Below are 15,784 nucleotides of genomic sequence, written 5' to 3'. Positions count from 1 at the left end.
TACTTTTGCCTCCATTTTGCGCTTATAATTTTAGTATACCAAAAAAATATAAAATTTAAAAAGGAATTTATATAAAAATGTAGAAATATTTATATAAATAATTATCGGTGAGAGGTGAAACATGTTTAAATTAACTAAAAACCAACAGTATGGAATAATTATATTGCTTGTTGTAGTACTTTTTACAACAGGATATTTTATTTTTGAAAAAAATAAAAACAATGGAAGTAACATTGATATGAGTTTAAAAAGCACTGATTCGGTCTTAAATGCAGATAATACAAATGAAATGGTAAGCAATGAAAAGCCCAAAGAAATAAAAGTCTATGTAACAGGACTTGTTAAATCACCTGGTGTATATACAATGAAAGATGGTGACAGGATTGATGACGCTATAAAACTTGCAGGTGGTGCTTTGGAAGGTGCAGATCTTTCCAACATTAATTTGGCCGAGAAAGTGAAAGATGAGCAAATGATAAAGATACCAAAAGTTGGAGAAGATAGTAGTTCTACAGGAGGAATCAGTGATGTTAAAAAAGCTGATGGCAAGATAAACATAAACAAGGCTACAAAGGAAGAGCTTGATACATTGCCGGGGATCGGTGAAGTCACTGCACAGCGTATAATCGACTTTAGAGAACAACATGGGAACTTTCAAAAAATAGAAGATATTATGAACGTTTCAAGGATTGGTCCAAAATTATTTGAGCAAATAAAAGACAAGATAACAGTAGACTAAGATGTAAATTTGTTCCATATAGAACATTATGGGGAGAAATTATGAAGAAATATATTTCGATAATACTAGTTTTTTGCTTAATAGTTTCCGAAATCACGATAGTTTATTCTGACCCTGCATCTGACTTAAAAAATGCCCAATTAGAAGAGCAAAAAATTGTTCTCGAATTGTTTAATTTAAACATGGAAAAAGTCAGATCATTAAGACTTCTTGACCAAATTAATACGGAAATCCTCAATACTAATGAGAAAATCGATTCTATGGAAGAAGAAATATCCAGCTTAAATCAAGATATTGTAAAAGAAAGAAATAACGTAAAAAGTTGGTTTAGATTCTTATATATGAATGGAACGAATACCATCTTATCGATACTATTAATGTCAAATAATGCATCAGAGCTTTTGCATAGATTAATATACATAGACATAATTACTAATTATTTTTACAGTAAATTAGATCACATAAACTACCTATTGAAAAATAAAAAATCTGAAGAAGAGGCATTAAACAATCAGCGCAATGATTTAAAAAAGAAGCTGGATGAGCAAAAAAATATGATACTTAAGATTGAACAGTTAGAATCTAGCAAAAATGAAATGCTGGTCAATATTAGAAGACAAATTGGTGATTATCAGAGAATATTAAGTTTAAGTGAGTCATTGGAAACTAGCATACCTTCTCTCGATTTTTTGCTAAATAATATTTCTAAATTACCTTGGGATAGTTTACAGCCTGATAACATTGATATCCAGTTTGATGCTGTTTCAGCTTCCTTCAGCGACGTATCGATAAGCAATATGATTGATAATTATGATGTCATGCTGAAAAATGTAAAAATAGTATTTGACGATAGTGGATTTACATTAATTGATGGAGATAATTATACTTTAAAAGGTATCTTTAAAGTAGATGGAGGCAAAATAAATTTTAATATTGAATCAATTACTATTAAAAATGTGGAAATAACAGGAGAATATTTAAATAATCTCATTAAAAATTATAATACTGTTTTAGATTTTGAAAGCCCTTTAAAACAATATAAATTAGACAGTGTTGAGACAACTAATGGTGAAGTGAAATTTAAATTGGTGAGAATAAAATAAGAATATTTTTCTTTGACAACTTTGTATGGTAAACTTATATTAGATTTGAACGAGGAGGAATAGTAATGAAAGAAATAGTTTTAGTTGGAGGGTGTTTTTGGGGCGTTCAAGCTTATTTTGACATTATAGATGGTGTTGTTGAAACCAAAGTTGGTTATGCAAACGGAAACAAAGAAAATCCAACATACGAAGAAGTCTGCACAAACACAACAGGCTTTGCAGAAGCTTGTCACATAAAGTACGATGAAAACATAATATCACTGGAAGATTTATTAAGAAATTATTGGAAAATTATAAATCCAACACTTAAAGACAGACAAGGAAACGATATAGGGATCCAATATCGGACGGGCATTTACTATATTGATAGTGATGATGCTGACATCATAATCAAATCGAAAGATGAAGAACAGAAAAAATACGATAAATCAATAGTGACTGAAATTGAGCCATTAAAGAATTTTTATGATGCTGAGGAATACCATCAGAAATATCTTGAGAAAAATCCTAATGGCTATTGCCACATTCCAAGAGAGCTTTTTAAAAAATGATCAAATGAAGGGGCCTCAATATTAAAATAAGCCCCTTTTAATGTTTAGTTAGATTTTTCGCTTTTAATTGAATGAGCTATTCTAGAGCAGGCAGCTGCTATTATTGCGGCAACCAGATCATCTATGAATGTATTGCATCTTTCATCCTTATGTTCATTCAAGATTCCAATTATGCCAAGTTTGATCTTATCTAAATACCCAAAGTTTGTAAGTCCTATTGAACCGTATATATTAGTAATACTTAATGCTAATATTTCATCAATTCCATAAAGGGGTTCATCTCTTTTAAGGATTGAAAGCAAAGGTTCCTCAAGCATGTTTTTTTCTGCCAGTTTATCAAGGGTTATACCTGTTAAAACAGCATTTTGAACTTCTCTTTTATCTAGAACAGAATTTAAGCTTTCTATTGCTTCTTCTCTTGTCAAATCATAATATTTCTTTTGGAGTTCTAAGACAAGATCTGCCATATCTTCAATGGTAACTCCTCGTTCTTTAAGCAAATTTACTATGATATCCTTCATGACGTACCTCCTAATATTAAAAATTTGGCATATAACCATATAATATGATGGATTGTTGAAAAATATTATATATTACAGTATAATCTAAATTAGTTTAAAATCCAATAGACAGTTGAAAGGGATGTTTATATGAGGGATATTAGAGTAAGGTTTGCACCAAGTCCTACAGGCAATTTACATATTGGTGGTGCAAGGACTGCACTATTTAATTGGCTTTTTGCAAGGCATAACAATGGTAAAATGATTTTAAGAGTTGATGATACAGATTTAGAGCGTTCAACAGGAGATTCTATGAAAGCTATAGTAGATGGACTAAAGTGGTTGGGAATTGATTGGGATGAAGGACCTATATATCAGTCTAAAAGGTTAGATTTATATAAAAATTATGCAGATAAGTTAGTAAAAGAAGGTAAAGCCTATTATTGTTTTTGTACAAAAGAAGAACTTGATGAAATGAGAAAAGAAGCGCAAAAAGCAGGCAAACCTCCTATGTATACCGGGGAATGTCGAAATTTATCGGCTGATGAAGTAAAAAGATATATGGATGAAGGCAAGAAATATGTTATAAGACTTAAGGTGCCGAAAGAAGGGAAAACAATCGTACATGACATAATAAGAGGTGATGTTGAATTTGACAATTCAACGTTTGATGATTTTATTATAATGAAATCTGACAATATGCCAACTTATAACTTTGCAACTGTGATTGATGACTATGATCTTAAGATAAGCCACATAATAAGAGGGGAAGAGCACCTATCCAATACGCCTAAACAGATTCTTATATATGAGGCATTAGGATTTGAAAAGCCAAACTTTGCACATGTTTCTATGATATTAGCACCTGATAGAAGCAAACTCAGCAAAAGGCATGGGGCTACATCAGTACAGGAATTTAGGGACCTAGGTTATCTTCCAGAGGCAATCATAAATTATATAACGTTACTTGGATGGATTCCCTCTGATGGTGAGGAAGTATTTACGACTGAAAAAAGCATAAGTGAATTTACTTTAGATAGAGTATCTAAAAATCCTGCAATATATGATACGAAGAAGCTGACTTGGTTAAATGGCATTTATATAAGGAACTGCGATATCGATAGATTGACAAAAGAAGTCATACCGTTTTTGATTAATAAAGGTTTAATAGGCGATAACTATGATTACGATTATATTAAAAAGATTGTGAGTGCTGTAAGAGAAAGAGAAAAAACTTTAAATGAAATCGCCGATGCGATGTCTTATTATTTTAATGATGAGTTTGATTATGATGAGAAGGGTGTAAAAAAATATTTTGAAAAAGATGGTGTTGATAATATACTTAAGGAAGCCATTGAAGTATTAGACAAAGTAGATGATTTTAATTTAGTTGAGACTGAGAAAGCATACCGAGATTTAATAGAAAAATTGGATATAAAAAGCGGAGATTTGTTTCACCCAACGAGGCTTGCTATATCAGGAAGAACATTTGGCCCGGGCTTATTTGATATAATGGAGTTATTAGGCAAGGAAAAGACGATAGAAAGGATAGAAAAAGCTATAAAGTACATTGAAAATATTAAAGGAAAATAAGGGAACATTGTGTTCTCTTATTTTTTTAAGTTTAAATATAATTTTTATGGTTAACTTTTTATGATATTAATTTAGTAATTTGAAAGGAGGCCATCTTATGGGTAAACTATATTTGGCATATGGAAGCAATATGAACTTTACGCAAATGTTAAAAAGATGCCCTAAGGCAAAATTAATAGGTCCGGCAATCATTAAAAACTGGAAACTTGTATTTAGGGGTAAAGATAAAAATGCCTTTGCTACTATTGAGCCGTCAGATAATAGTGAAGTTCCTGCTCTTTTATGGGAAATAGAAAAATCAGACGAAGATGCTTTAGATATGTATGAAGATTATCCGAATCTCTATCACAAAGAAATTGTAGAAGCCATATGTGAAGATGAGCCAATAAAAGCAATGGTTTATATAATGAACCCGGGAAATGATATAGGAAGACCTAGTAAGAGATATTACAATATTATAAAACAGGGTTATATAGATGCAGGGTTTAATATTGAACTACTTGAAGAAATCTTTAAAAATTAACATAAATGTAACATGTACTTAATATCAACATAACATTTATCTTGTAATATTAAAAATGACAAGTATATATAAATTTTCTGGTTGGAGATGAAGAGAAACCGTTAATGTGATTAACAATTTCATAAATAAATTGTTAATCTTATTAGGTTTCTTTTTTTGATGCTATACACGTCATTCATACATATTATATTTTTATAACTGCCATCGACAAAATTACTATTTAGCAATTGTAAAATCACTGTTTAAGATGTAGGAGGTGAGATATTGAAAAAAGATGAATTTATAGAAAGGCTAAAATCCAATAAATTGATTGCTGCTATCAAAGAAGAAAAGCATATTGAAAAGGCGATTAATAAAAACTTAAGCGGTGTGTTTTTACTTACTGGAAATATCGGCGTTATAAAAAGATATGTAGACTTTTATAGATCTCATGATATGTTTGTCTTTGTTCACCTAGAAAAAATTGGTGGTATAAGCTTTGATAAAGAAGGACTAGAATTTGTTGCAAATTATGTAAAGCCAGATGGAGTAATTACAACTAAAAATAATCTAATAAAGATTGCAAAGAAATTCGATATATTGACAATTCAGAGGTGTTTCATGATAGATACAGATGCGCTAAAAAAGACGATAGAAATTTCTAAAGAAGTACGGCCTGATTTTATCGAACTTATGCCAGCTTTGATGCCTGATGTAATTTATGAATTTACTAAAAATGCAAAAGAACTAGTAATAAGTGGTGGATTAATTAAAACAAGTGAACACATGATAAATGCATTATTAAGCGGTGCAATCGCAGTATCAACAGGTGATCCAAAATTGTGGGACATAAATATATCAAAAATGTTAGAGGAGGTGTCACAGTGGAAAAATCAGAAATAATTATAAAACATGGAAAAACTTTAGATGATAGCCAAATAAAAGGTAATGTTATAAGATTTAAAAATAATATTGAACCATATCTATATCTTTTTCCGTCTACTATAATTTTCGCAGTATTTGTATTTTATCCATTCTTAAAAACTATTTATATCAGCTTATTTTTAACGGATCCACAAGGTTATTTGAGCCAATTTGTTGGGTTAAAAAATTACATAGATATGTTTAAATCAACTGATTACTTAAATAGTATTTATTTAACATTGAAATTTGTGGTTATGACAGTACCTTTTGAAATGATTATTGCATTTATTCTGTCAGTCTTTGCTAATGCAAAACTTAAAGGTATTGGAGTATTTAGGACATTATATGCATTGCCAATTGCAATATCATCAGCATCGGCTGCAGTCATATGGATGCTTTTATTTAATCCCAGTATAGGATTTATTAATTACATACTTAGTTTTTTTGGCATTCATGGAATTGGATGGCTTACAGATGCAAATTACGGCATGGTCTCTGTATCAATAGTAAATGTATGGCTAAGTATAGGCATCAACTTTGTATTTATGCTTGGAGGACTGCAAGATATATCAAGAGAACTTTATGAAAGTGCCGAGATAGATGGGGCAAATATTATTGTACAGCAGATTAAAATAACCATACCGATGCTTTCACCAACACTATTTTTTCTTCTTGTTATTAATATAATAAATGCTTTTCAAGAATTTTGCGTGATCAATATTATGACACAAGGTGGCCCTGTTAATTCTACAAATGTTATGGTTTATTCAATATATAGGGATGCATTCTTTAATTTCAGATTTGGCAATGCATCGGCAGAGTCGATAATTCTTTTTATATTGCTTTTAATATTTACATTGTTGCAATTTATATCTGGTGAAAAGAAGGTGTTCTACAAATGACAGATTATATGAAGTGGTTAGTAAGGAGATTTTCACTTTATTTAGTTAATATTATTTTAGCAATTATCGTGATTTTCCCTATTATATATGCTTTGTCAATAAGTTTGATGCCTGCCAGTGAGGCATTTCAATATCCTCCAAAATTAATACCACATTCACTGTATTTGGGAAATTACATTGAGGCCCTTAATTCTGTTCCAATACTAAGATTTATACTAAATAGCTTTATAGTTTCGGCAATTGTCACAATAGGGCAGATATTGACATCCAGCCTTGCAGCATATGCATTTGCATTTTACGAGTTTAAAGGGAAGAATATAATTTTTGCAGTATTTCTATCAACTATGATGATTCCCGGTGAGGCTATAATAATAGCAAATTACCTTACTATACGGCAATTAAACTGGTTAAATACATATGCCGGGCTTATTATACCATATTTAAGCTCAGCATTAGGAATATTTTTATTAAGGCAGTTTTATTTAACTATACCGAAGGATTATTATGAGGCAGCGCAGCTTGATGGCTGCAAAAGATTTGAATTTTTGATAAAAGTGGTAATGCCCCTTTCAAGGCCGGCAATCGGATCTTTAGCTGTATATTCTTTTTTGATGACATGGAATCAGTACATGTGGCCCCTATTAATAACTAATACAGACAACATGAGGACAGTACAGATAGGTATAAGCATGCTTCAGTGGTCTGATTCACAATCATTTGGACTTATTATGGCAGGCGTAATCATGATCTTACTTCCATCAATTATAACATTTATATTTGGACAAAAGCAGCTTATAGAGGGCTTAAATGCCGGAGCATTGAAAGGTTAAATATTAAAAGAAAGGATGAAAAAAATGAAAAAGCTTAAGAGAATTTTATCTATTGTATTAATTGGAAGTGTATTATTATCAGCGACAGCATGTTCAAATGGTACAAAACAGGCAACAACATCTAATACAAAGCCAAACGAAAACAAAGTTATAGAGCTTACATTCTGGCATGCAATGGGTGGTAAAGGCGGAGAAGCAATAAATAAGATGGTGGAGGACTTTAATCAATCACACCCAAATATCAAAGTTACGGCACAGTATCAAGGAACATATGATGATGCATTAAACAAATTGAAGACATCTGAGCAGTCAAAAGCAGGTCCAGATATTATGCAGGTATATGATATAGGTACGAAATTTATGATTGACAGTAAATGGGCAACACCTGTACAGAAGTTTATTGACGAGGACAAATTTGATACATCTAAACTTGAGCCAAATCTTTTAAAATACTATACAGTTGATAATAAATTATATTCAATGCCATTTAATTCATCAACGCCAATATTGTATTACAATAAAAATGCATTTAAAGAAGCCGGACTAGACCCTAATAAACCTCCTAAGAATTTCAAGGAAATAGAGGAATACGGAAAGAAACTTTTGAAAAAAGATACATCAGGCAAAGTTACACAGTATGGATATTCAATGGCAATATACGGTTGGTTCTTTGAACAATTTATGGCAAAACAAGGTGCATTATATGCAAACAATGGTAATGGCAGAGATAGAGCAGCAACAGATGTAGCATTTAATAATGATGCTGGATTAAATATTATCAACTGGTGGAAAAAACTCGTTGATGAAGGTATCGCAGGTAATTTTGGAAGGAAAACAGATGATACAAAAAATGCTTTTATTGCAGGTCGCACAGCAATGATAATAGAATCAACAGCATCATTAAAATCAATATTAGACGGTGTTGGAAATAAATTTGAAGTCGGAACAGCATATTTACCTGCGCTAAATAATAATAAAGATGGTGGAGTAGTAATAGGTGGTGCCTCATTATGGATACTAAATAATAAATCAGATGAATACCAAAAAGCCGCATGGGAATTTATTAAATTTATGGTTTCTTCCAAAGAACAGGTATTTTGGAATGAAAATACAGGATATTTCCCTGTAACAAAGGAAGCTTATGATTTACCTGAAATGAAGATGCACCTTGAAAAGTATCCGCAATTTGAAACGGCTATTGAACAGCTTCATTCAACACCAATAAACAGAGCAACACAAGGAGCATTGATAGGAGTATTTCCAGAAGCTAGGCAAATAATAGAACAGAATATTGAAAAAGTCTTAAATAACCGAGCTACACCAAAACAAGCCCTTGATGATGCAGAAAAGAGTGTCAATAGTGCACTTGATAATTACAATAAAACTCTAAAGAGATAAAAAAGAATAGCTAATTACGCTATGCTTTTTGTATTACACTTATTTCAGCGAATGACAATATTTACATTTATCTTGTAAATATACACTTTTATTATGATGCCGAATTTGACTATTCAATATGATAGTATTATAATATATATGGAATGTCATAAATTTAACAAATAGGAGGTTATAAAGATGTGGGAAACAAAAATAAATCCCAGTAAAGTTTTTGAGCTGCGCTGTAAAAATACGACTTATTTTGGGATAGGAAGCATACAAAAAATAAAAGATATTCTAGAAATTCTCAAAAATAAAGGTATTGATAATGTTATTTTTATAACAGGAAAGGGATCTTATAAAGCTAGCGGTGCTTGGGACGTTGTGAAACCTGTACTGGATGAGCTTGATTTAAAATATTCACTTTATGATAGGGTTGGTCCTAATCCTACTGTTGACATGATTGATGAGGCAGCAAAAATCGGACGTGAATCTGGAGCAAAAGCAGTTGTGGGAATTGGCGGCGGTAGTCCAATAGACACTGCAAAAAGTGTAGCTGTGCTTTTGAAGTATACTGATAAAAATGCAAGAGAACTTTATGAACAGAAATTTATACCTGAAGAAGCTGTTCCTATCATAGCTATAAATCTTACTCATGGTACTGGCACGGAAGTAGACAGATTTGCAGTAGCCACTATACCAGAAAAAAATTACAAACCGGCTATTGCTTATGATTGTCTGTATCCTATGTATTCAATAGATGATCCTTCACTTATGACAAAGCTTGATAAAAAGCAGACAATAGCAGTTACTGTAGATGCATTAAACCATATTACAGAAGCTGCTACAACACTTGCTGCATCACCTTATAGCATTCTTACTGCAAAAGAGACAGTAAGATTGATAGTTCGTTATCTTCCTGCTGCTGTAAATGATCCTTTAAATCTTGTAGCAAGGTATTATTTGTTGTATGCCTCTGCTTTGGCTGGTATTTCTTTTGACAATGGTCTTTTGCACCTTACTCATGCTTTAGAGCATCCTTTAAGTGCTGTAAAACCTGAGATAGCTCATGGCCTTGGACTTGGAGCAATATTGCCTGCAGTGATAAAAGCAATTTATCCTGCTACAGCAGAAATTTTAGCTGATGTATATAGCCCTATGGTGCCTGGCTTGAAGGGTTTGCCTTCTGAAGCAGAATATGTATCTCAAAAAGTTGAAGAATGGCTTTTTAACGTTGGATGTACTCAAAAGCTATCAGATTTTGGATTTACAAAAGAAGATATTCCGACATTAGTTAATCTTGCAAAAACAACACCTTCTCTAGATGGACTGCTTTCTATAGCACCGATAGAGGCTACAGAGTCTGTTATTGAAAAGATTTATGTGGAATCCCTTTAAAAAGTTTTGATTATAAGATTTGAATATTAATTAGTCTTATAAAGCATTTGACAATGAATAAACAAATATATACTATATTGTTAGAGAGGATTATATATGTCTGGTGTACAACCAGACATAATTTTGTTACACTATATTATGGAGGTGTAAAAATATAATGAATGAAATATTAGAGAAGAAGCAGTTAAATCCGACAGTAAAATTGATGGTTATAAATTCTCCTTTAATGGCAAAAAAGGCCAAACCAGGTCAATTTGTCATAGTGAGAGTCGATGAAAAAGGTGAACGCATCCCTTTGACGATTGCTGATTACGATAGTGAAAAAGGTACGGTCACTATAATATTTCAGGAAGTCGGTATGAGTACAAAAAAGCTGGGCAAATTAGATGTTGGAGATAAATTGCATGATTTTGTAGGACCATTGGGAACACCTGTAGAATTTTCTAAAGATACAAAAAGAGTATTAGCCATTGGCGGTGGAGTTGGAGTTGCACCCCTTTACCCTAAAGTAAAAATGCTTAATAAAAATGGCGCATCAATAGATAGCATAATCGGAGGAAGAAGTGCGGAGTACGTCATACTTGAAGATGAAATGAGGGCTGTAAGCGACAATCTCTATATAACAACAGATGACGGAAGCAAAGGACGTAAAGGCTTTGTTACTGATGTGCTAAAAGAATTAATAGAAAAGGGCAACAAATACGACGAAGTAATAGCGATAGGACCATTGATAATGATGAAGATGGTATGTAGAATCACGAAAGAATACAACATACCTACGATGGTCAGTATGAATCCTATCATGATAGATGGAACAGGAATGTGTGGAGGATGTAGAGTCACAGTTGATGGCGAAACAAAATTTGCCTGCGTAGATGGACCTGCTTTTGATGGACTTAAAGTAGACTTTGATGAGGCGATGAGGCGCCAGGCCATGTACAAAGATATGGAAAAGAAAGCGTTAGAACAATATGAGCATGAATGCAAGTTAGGAGGCATCTTATAAATGGCTAACATGTCGCTAAAAAAAGTACAAATGCCTGAACAGGATCCAAATGTACGAAACAAAAATTTTAAAGAAGTTGCACTGGGGTATGAAGAAAATATGGCTGTAGAAGAAGCAGAAAGATGTATTCAGTGTAAAAATCAGCCATGTGTCAGCGGCTGTCCTGTGCATGTTCAGATACCAGATTTCATAAAGCAAATAGCAAACAGAAACTTTGAAGGAGCATATCAAAAGATAAAAGAGACAAACAATTTACCTGCCATATGTGGAAGAGTATGTCCGCAGGAAAGCCAGTGCGAATCAGTATGTACAAGAGGCAAAAAAGGAGAACCTGTAGCAATAGGAAGGCTTGAAAGATTTGCAGCAGATTGGCATATGAGGAACAAAGAAGACAAAGTAGAAGCACTTAAAAAAACTGGCAGGAAAGTTGCAGTAATAGGCTCAGGACCTGCAGGACTATCATGTGCTGGCGATCTAGCTAAGATGGGATATGACACAACAATCTTTGAGGCATTTCATACGCCTGGTGGAGTTTTAATGTACGGCATCCCTGAATTTAGACTTCCTAAGGAGATAGTTCAGAAAGAAATAGACTCATTAAAAAAATTAGGAGTAAAAATAGAAACAAACATGGTTATAGGCAAAATACTGACAATTGACGATCTATTCGACATGGGGTATGAAGCAGTGTTCATAGGAACAGGTGCAGGACTACCTAAATTCATGGGTATACCGGGAGAAAATCTAAATGGCGTATACTCAGCAAATGAATTTTTGACGAGGATAAATCTCATGAAAGCTTATGACTTTCCTAATCACCCTACACCTGTCAAAGTAGGCAAGAAGGTTGCCGTAGTTGGCGGTGGAAATGTAGCAATGGATGCTGCAAGATCTGCAAAGCGTATGGGAGCAGATGAAGTGTATATTGTATACAGAAGATCAGAAGAAGAAATGCCTGCAAGGCTAGAAGAAATACACCATGCAAAAGAAGAAGGAATCATATTTAAGCTATTAACGAACCCTGTGAGAGTAATTGGAGACGAAAATGGCAATGTAAAAGGGATCGAATGTGTGAACATGGTTTTAGGTGAGCCTGATGAATCAGGAAGAAGAAGACCTGTAACAGAAAAAGGTTCAGAGCATGTAATAGACGTGGACACCGTAATCATAGCTATAGGACAAAGTCCAAATCCTCTTATAACGTCGACAACAGAAGGACTTAATAAGCAAAAATGGGGTGGAATAATAGTCAATGAAGATACACTTGAGACGAGCCGCAAAGGTGTATTTGCAGGTGGTGATGCTGTGACAGGCGCAGCAACAGTAATACTTGCAATGGGTGCCGGTAAAAAAGCAGCAGCATCTATACACAAGTTTTTAAGTGAAAAATGATTGACTGAACAGCTTTGTAGAAAATGTTGTTTTGGAAATTTACATCATATTAAAAAAGCAGGATAAAATATTCCTGCTTTTTTAATATATACGATTTACGATACAATGATTAAACTTCCATGCAGTAGGAAAAATATTTTAGCTATTAGATAATTCCATTTTAGTCTAAATTCAAAATAACTGAACTTGAAATACATATTAATAGTTAAATATGAGATCTGGCTTGAGTATAACAACTAAAATAAAATAATCGTCCTTCCTGACAGACTTGAAGTTTACTTCAAGCTCTCGGTAGACGATAAAGTTTGCATATAGATGGTAGCCTTAAGGGGAGTCGAACCCCTGTCTTCGCCGTGAGAGGGCGATGTCCTAGGCCACTAGACGATAAGGCCACATATTGGCTGCCGAACTAGGATTCGAACCTAGACTAGATGATCCAGAGTCACCGGTGCTACCGTTACACCATTCGGCAACAACTGACAGATGTTATTATAACATGGTTTTTTATTTTTGACAAGGGGTTTTTTATTTTTTATTATTGTCTAAAATGCAGCAAATTTATACAATCATTTGCAGCATATGTCTATAAGTTTTTTTTCGAATGCAAAAAAAGGAGAAATTACATATAGGATTAACAACGATATAGGCGGAATTTGAAAGCGTATTTTCAAATACATCACATACAGGTTTTATTTGGTATATTTATATTTTTAACGACAGATGTAACGTTATTATTTACTAATTGTATATTGATGATTGTAATTCTTTTAACACTACAATTGTTTATTGTACCAACAAGAAAAGTTGGCAAAAGCCGGTGGAAAATGGATATTGAGACACAATCAAAATTTGCAAAACTGACAAATATAATAACTGAGATATTGAACATTAGCGAAATATTGCTTATTAAGCTTTTACAAAGGAAGAAGAAAAATTAGGGAATTTGAAAATGTAAATAATGAAGTGACGCGACTTCAAATTAGGGAGACTGACGGCAATGATATAAAATGGTTTGGATGGAAACTCTAAATATTAGCTGACACATCAGGTGAGCTTCTACTTGCCATAGTTGATTCTTACAAATAAATACTTTGAAAGTATTGAATATAAGAGTTTATCAAAGATATCTAATTATGCTTAAAGTTTCAATGAACCGTACCACACACCAAACGTACGTACGATGATGTGAGATAACAGTTAATAAAATAATTATTTGCCTGATTTATGATTGTGCATAAAAATAATAATAAATAATAGTTAATAAATCAACAAAATATTTTTTATGACCATAATCTGTTTTTAAAGTTTAAAATATTTAAATAATCACTATTTTATATTATTATTTTATTTGTAAAGAAGCTTGGAAATTTCTATGAATAGGAGGTAATTGGATGAATTATTTTGAAGAAAGTTTAAAGCTTCATGAAAATAATGTAGGTAAAGTAAATGTAGTATCAAAAGTAAAGGTACAGACAAGAGATGATTTAAGTCTTGTCTATACCCCTGGAGTTGCAGAGCCCTGCAGAAAAATTTATGAAAACGAAGAAAATGTATACAAGTATACTTCAAAAGGACATATGGTAGCTGTGGTTACAGATGGTTCAGCAGTGTTAGGACTAGGAAATATAGGCCCTAAAGCTGCATTACCTGTTATGGAAGGAAAGTCTATTTTATTTAAGGAATTTGCGGATGTAGATGCATTTCCTATATGTTTAGATACTCAAAATGTTGATGAAATTGTTAGAGCCGTTAAACTTATAGCTCCAGGTTTTGGTGGCATTAATCTAGAAGATATTGGAGCCCCAAGGTGCTTTGAAGTTGAAGAAAAACTAAAAAAAGAACTTGATATACCTGTATTTCACGATGACCAACATGGAACTGCAATAGTAGTTCTTGCAGGAATTATAAATGCTTTAAAGGTTGTTAATAAAAAGATAGAAGATATAAAGGTTGTCGTAAATGGCGCAGGAGCTGCAGGAACTGCTATAGCTAAATTATTACTTGCTTCAGGAGTAAAGGTGCAATATTAATAGCTGGAAAGTTCATTTTAGGTGCTGGTATTGGTATATTTGTTGGAAAAGTTTTTGGAACAGTTGGAATATTAGGTTTATCACCATTGGCTGTTATTTCAGCATTAACAAATTCAAACGGTGGATTATATGCATCACTTGCTTCAGAGTACGGAGATGAAACTGATGTTGGTGCTTATGCTTTATTCTCTTTAAAAGATGGCCCATTTTTTACATTAGTTGCATTAGGCGCATCAGGACTTGCACAAATTCCTATTAAGTCACTTGCTGCAGTTATAATTCCAATATTGATAGGGTTGATTTTAGGAAATATTGATCCTGATATGAAATCTTTCCTTGGAAGCAGTAAATTACTATTAATTCCGTTTTTCTCATTCCCATTAGGAGCAGGAATGGATCTTAGGACTATTATAAAAGCTGGAGGACCTGGTATATTATTGGGTGTAATAGCGGTATTTACAGGAATAGGCCCTTATATTCTTCTCAAATTATTTAAAGAAGAACCATTAGTTGGCTTAGGAACAGGGTCAACTGCAGGAAATGCAGTAGCTACACCAGCTGTTGTTGCATCATTAGATTCGACATTTACCGCAGTGGCGGCAAGTGCTACTGCCCAAGTAGCAGCGGCGTGTGTAATATCTGCCATGATTTGTCCATTTGTTGTTTCTTATGCATTTAAACTTAGAGATAATAAAATGAAAAAGTTAAATAGTAAAGTTATTACATCATAAAAAACTATAAAAGTTGGATGTAATAGAAATTTTGTTAATAAAGTAAATGTAAAAGTTTAATTTTTATGTAGTTAAAAGTATAATGCCTCATTTGTCTTGACAGATGAGGCATTATACTATACTATCAGAAAATAAGAGGATTTTATTATTTACCCTAAAATTACTTAAAAAATACGATGCATTAATTCTAGTATTATTAAAATAAT

General features: G+C 32.7%; 14 protein-coding genes, 2 tRNA genes and 2 pseudogenes. 15 read left to right on the top strand and 3 right to left on the bottom strand.

Annotation, left to right across the window (positions count from 1 at the left end; genetic code table 11):
• The first annotated feature begins 121 nt into the window (after positions 1-121).
• The 3 genes from Q2T46_RS02055 (at position 122) to msrA (ending at position 2,393) form a co-directional block, all read left to right on the top strand.
• Entirely contained in the window at positions 122-739 is a 618-nt protein-coding gene (locus Q2T46_RS02055; RefSeq protein ID WP_303264480.1) for a helix-hairpin-helix domain-containing protein, read from the top strand.
• A 41-nt stretch (positions 740-780) separates the two neighbouring features.
• A complete protein-coding gene (locus tag Q2T46_RS02050; RefSeq protein WP_303264481.1) occupies positions 781-1,842 on the top strand; it encodes a hypothetical protein in 1,062 nt (353 codons plus the stop codon).
• 65 nt (positions 1,843-1,907) lie between these two features.
• Positions 1,908-2,393, top strand: coding sequence for a peptide-methionine (S)-S-oxide reductase MsrA (msrA, locus tag Q2T46_RS02045; protein WP_303264482.1), 486 nt, complete (start codon positions 1,908-1,910; stop codon positions 2,391-2,393).
• Between the two features lie 44 nt (positions 2,394-2,437).
• On the opposite strand, the gene Q2T46_RS02040 is transcribed toward msrA, so the two are convergent.
• Entirely contained in the window at positions 2,438-2,914 is a 477-nt protein-coding gene (locus Q2T46_RS02040) for a phosphatidylglycerophosphatase A (RefSeq protein WP_209454379.1), read from the bottom strand.
• 129 nt (positions 2,915-3,043) lie between these two features.
• Between Q2T46_RS02040 and gltX the strand changes: the two genes are divergently transcribed.
• From gltX to gltA, 9 genes are all read left to right on the top strand, one after another.
• Positions 3,044-4,486, top strand: a complete 1,443-nt coding sequence (gltX, locus tag Q2T46_RS02035) for a glutamate--tRNA ligase (RefSeq protein ID WP_303264483.1) — start codon at positions 3,044-3,046, stop codon at positions 4,484-4,486.
• A 97-nt stretch (positions 4,487-4,583) separates the two neighbouring features.
• Complete coding sequence (locus Q2T46_RS02030) at positions 4,584-5,009, top strand: gamma-glutamylcyclotransferase family protein (protein ID WP_303264484.1); 426 nt, start codon at positions 4,584-4,586, stop codon at positions 5,007-5,009.
• Positions 5,010-5,273: 264 nt separating this feature from the next.
• Positions 5,274-5,891: a glycerol-3-phosphate responsive antiterminator gene (locus tag Q2T46_RS02025; protein ID WP_303264485.1), complete on the top strand. Its 618-nt coding sequence runs from the start codon at positions 5,274-5,276 to the stop codon at positions 5,889-5,891.
• Complete coding sequence (locus Q2T46_RS02020) at positions 5,873-6,814, top strand: carbohydrate ABC transporter permease (protein WP_303264486.1); 942 nt, start codon at positions 5,873-5,875, stop codon at positions 6,812-6,814. Before Q2T46_RS02025 ends, Q2T46_RS02020 begins: the two co-directional genes overlap by 19 nt.
• Positions 6,811-7,644: a carbohydrate ABC transporter permease gene (locus Q2T46_RS02015; RefSeq protein ID WP_303264487.1), complete on the top strand. Its 834-nt coding sequence runs from the start codon at positions 6,811-6,813 to the stop codon at positions 7,642-7,644. The genes Q2T46_RS02020 and Q2T46_RS02015 overlap by 4 nt, the downstream gene beginning before the upstream one ends.
• Before the next feature lie 15 nt (positions 7,645-7,659).
• The gene (locus tag Q2T46_RS02010) at positions 7,660-9,042 is read left to right on the top strand and encodes an ABC transporter substrate-binding protein (protein ID WP_399387871.1); all 1,383 of its coding nucleotides are present in this window, start codon (positions 7,660-7,662) and stop codon (positions 9,040-9,042) included.
• 177 nt (positions 9,043-9,219) lie between these two features.
• Positions 9,220-10,419, top strand: coding sequence for an iron-containing alcohol dehydrogenase (locus Q2T46_RS02005; RefSeq protein ID WP_132774849.1), 1,200 nt, complete (start codon positions 9,220-9,222; stop codon positions 10,417-10,419).
• A gap of 157 nt (positions 10,420-10,576) precedes the next feature.
• Positions 10,577-11,425 (top strand): sulfide/dihydroorotate dehydrogenase-like FAD/NAD-binding protein, encoded by an 849-nt coding sequence (locus Q2T46_RS02000; RefSeq protein ID WP_303264489.1) that lies wholly within the window; start codon positions 10,577-10,579, stop codon positions 11,423-11,425.
• Complete coding sequence (gltA, locus tag Q2T46_RS01995; RefSeq protein WP_303264490.1) at positions 11,426-12,817, top strand: NADPH-dependent glutamate synthase; 1,392 nt, start codon at positions 11,426-11,428, stop codon at positions 12,815-12,817.
• Positions 12,818-13,133: 316 nt separating this feature from the next.
• Here gltA and Q2T46_RS01990 read toward each other — a convergent pair.
• Both Q2T46_RS01990 and Q2T46_RS01985 read right to left on the bottom strand, forming a co-directional pair.
• Positions 13,134-13,209, bottom strand: a tRNA-Glu gene (locus tag Q2T46_RS01990).
• Between the two features lie 6 nt (positions 13,210-13,215).
• Positions 13,216-13,289: transfer RNA gene (locus Q2T46_RS01985), tRNA-Gln, on the bottom strand.
• A 277-nt stretch (positions 13,290-13,566) separates the two neighbouring features.
• Here Q2T46_RS01985 and Q2T46_RS01980 point away from each other — a divergent pair.
• From Q2T46_RS01980 to Q2T46_RS01970, 3 genes and pseudogenes are all read left to right on the top strand, one after another.
• Complete coding sequence (locus Q2T46_RS01980; protein WP_311062304.1) at positions 13,567-13,755, top strand: hypothetical protein; 189 nt, start codon at positions 13,567-13,569, stop codon at positions 13,753-13,755.
• Positions 13,756-14,208: 453 nt separating this feature from the next.
• Positions 14,209-14,835: pseudogene (locus Q2T46_RS01975) on the top strand (NADP-dependent malic enzyme); the annotation flags it as partial.
• A pseudogene (locus Q2T46_RS01970) lies at positions 14,832-15,578 on the top strand (2-keto-3-deoxygluconate permease); the annotation flags it as partial. The pseudogenes Q2T46_RS01975 and Q2T46_RS01970, both read left to right, overlap by 4 nt.
• Between the last annotated feature and the right edge of the window lie 206 nt (positions 15,579-15,784).

The organism is Thermoanaerobacterium sp. CMT5567-10 (assembly GCF_030534315.2).
Lineage (GTDB): Bacteria > Bacillota > Thermoanaerobacteria > Thermoanaerobacterales > Thermoanaerobacteraceae > Thermoanaerobacterium.
This window is presented reverse-complemented; position numbering and strand designations above follow the sequence as displayed.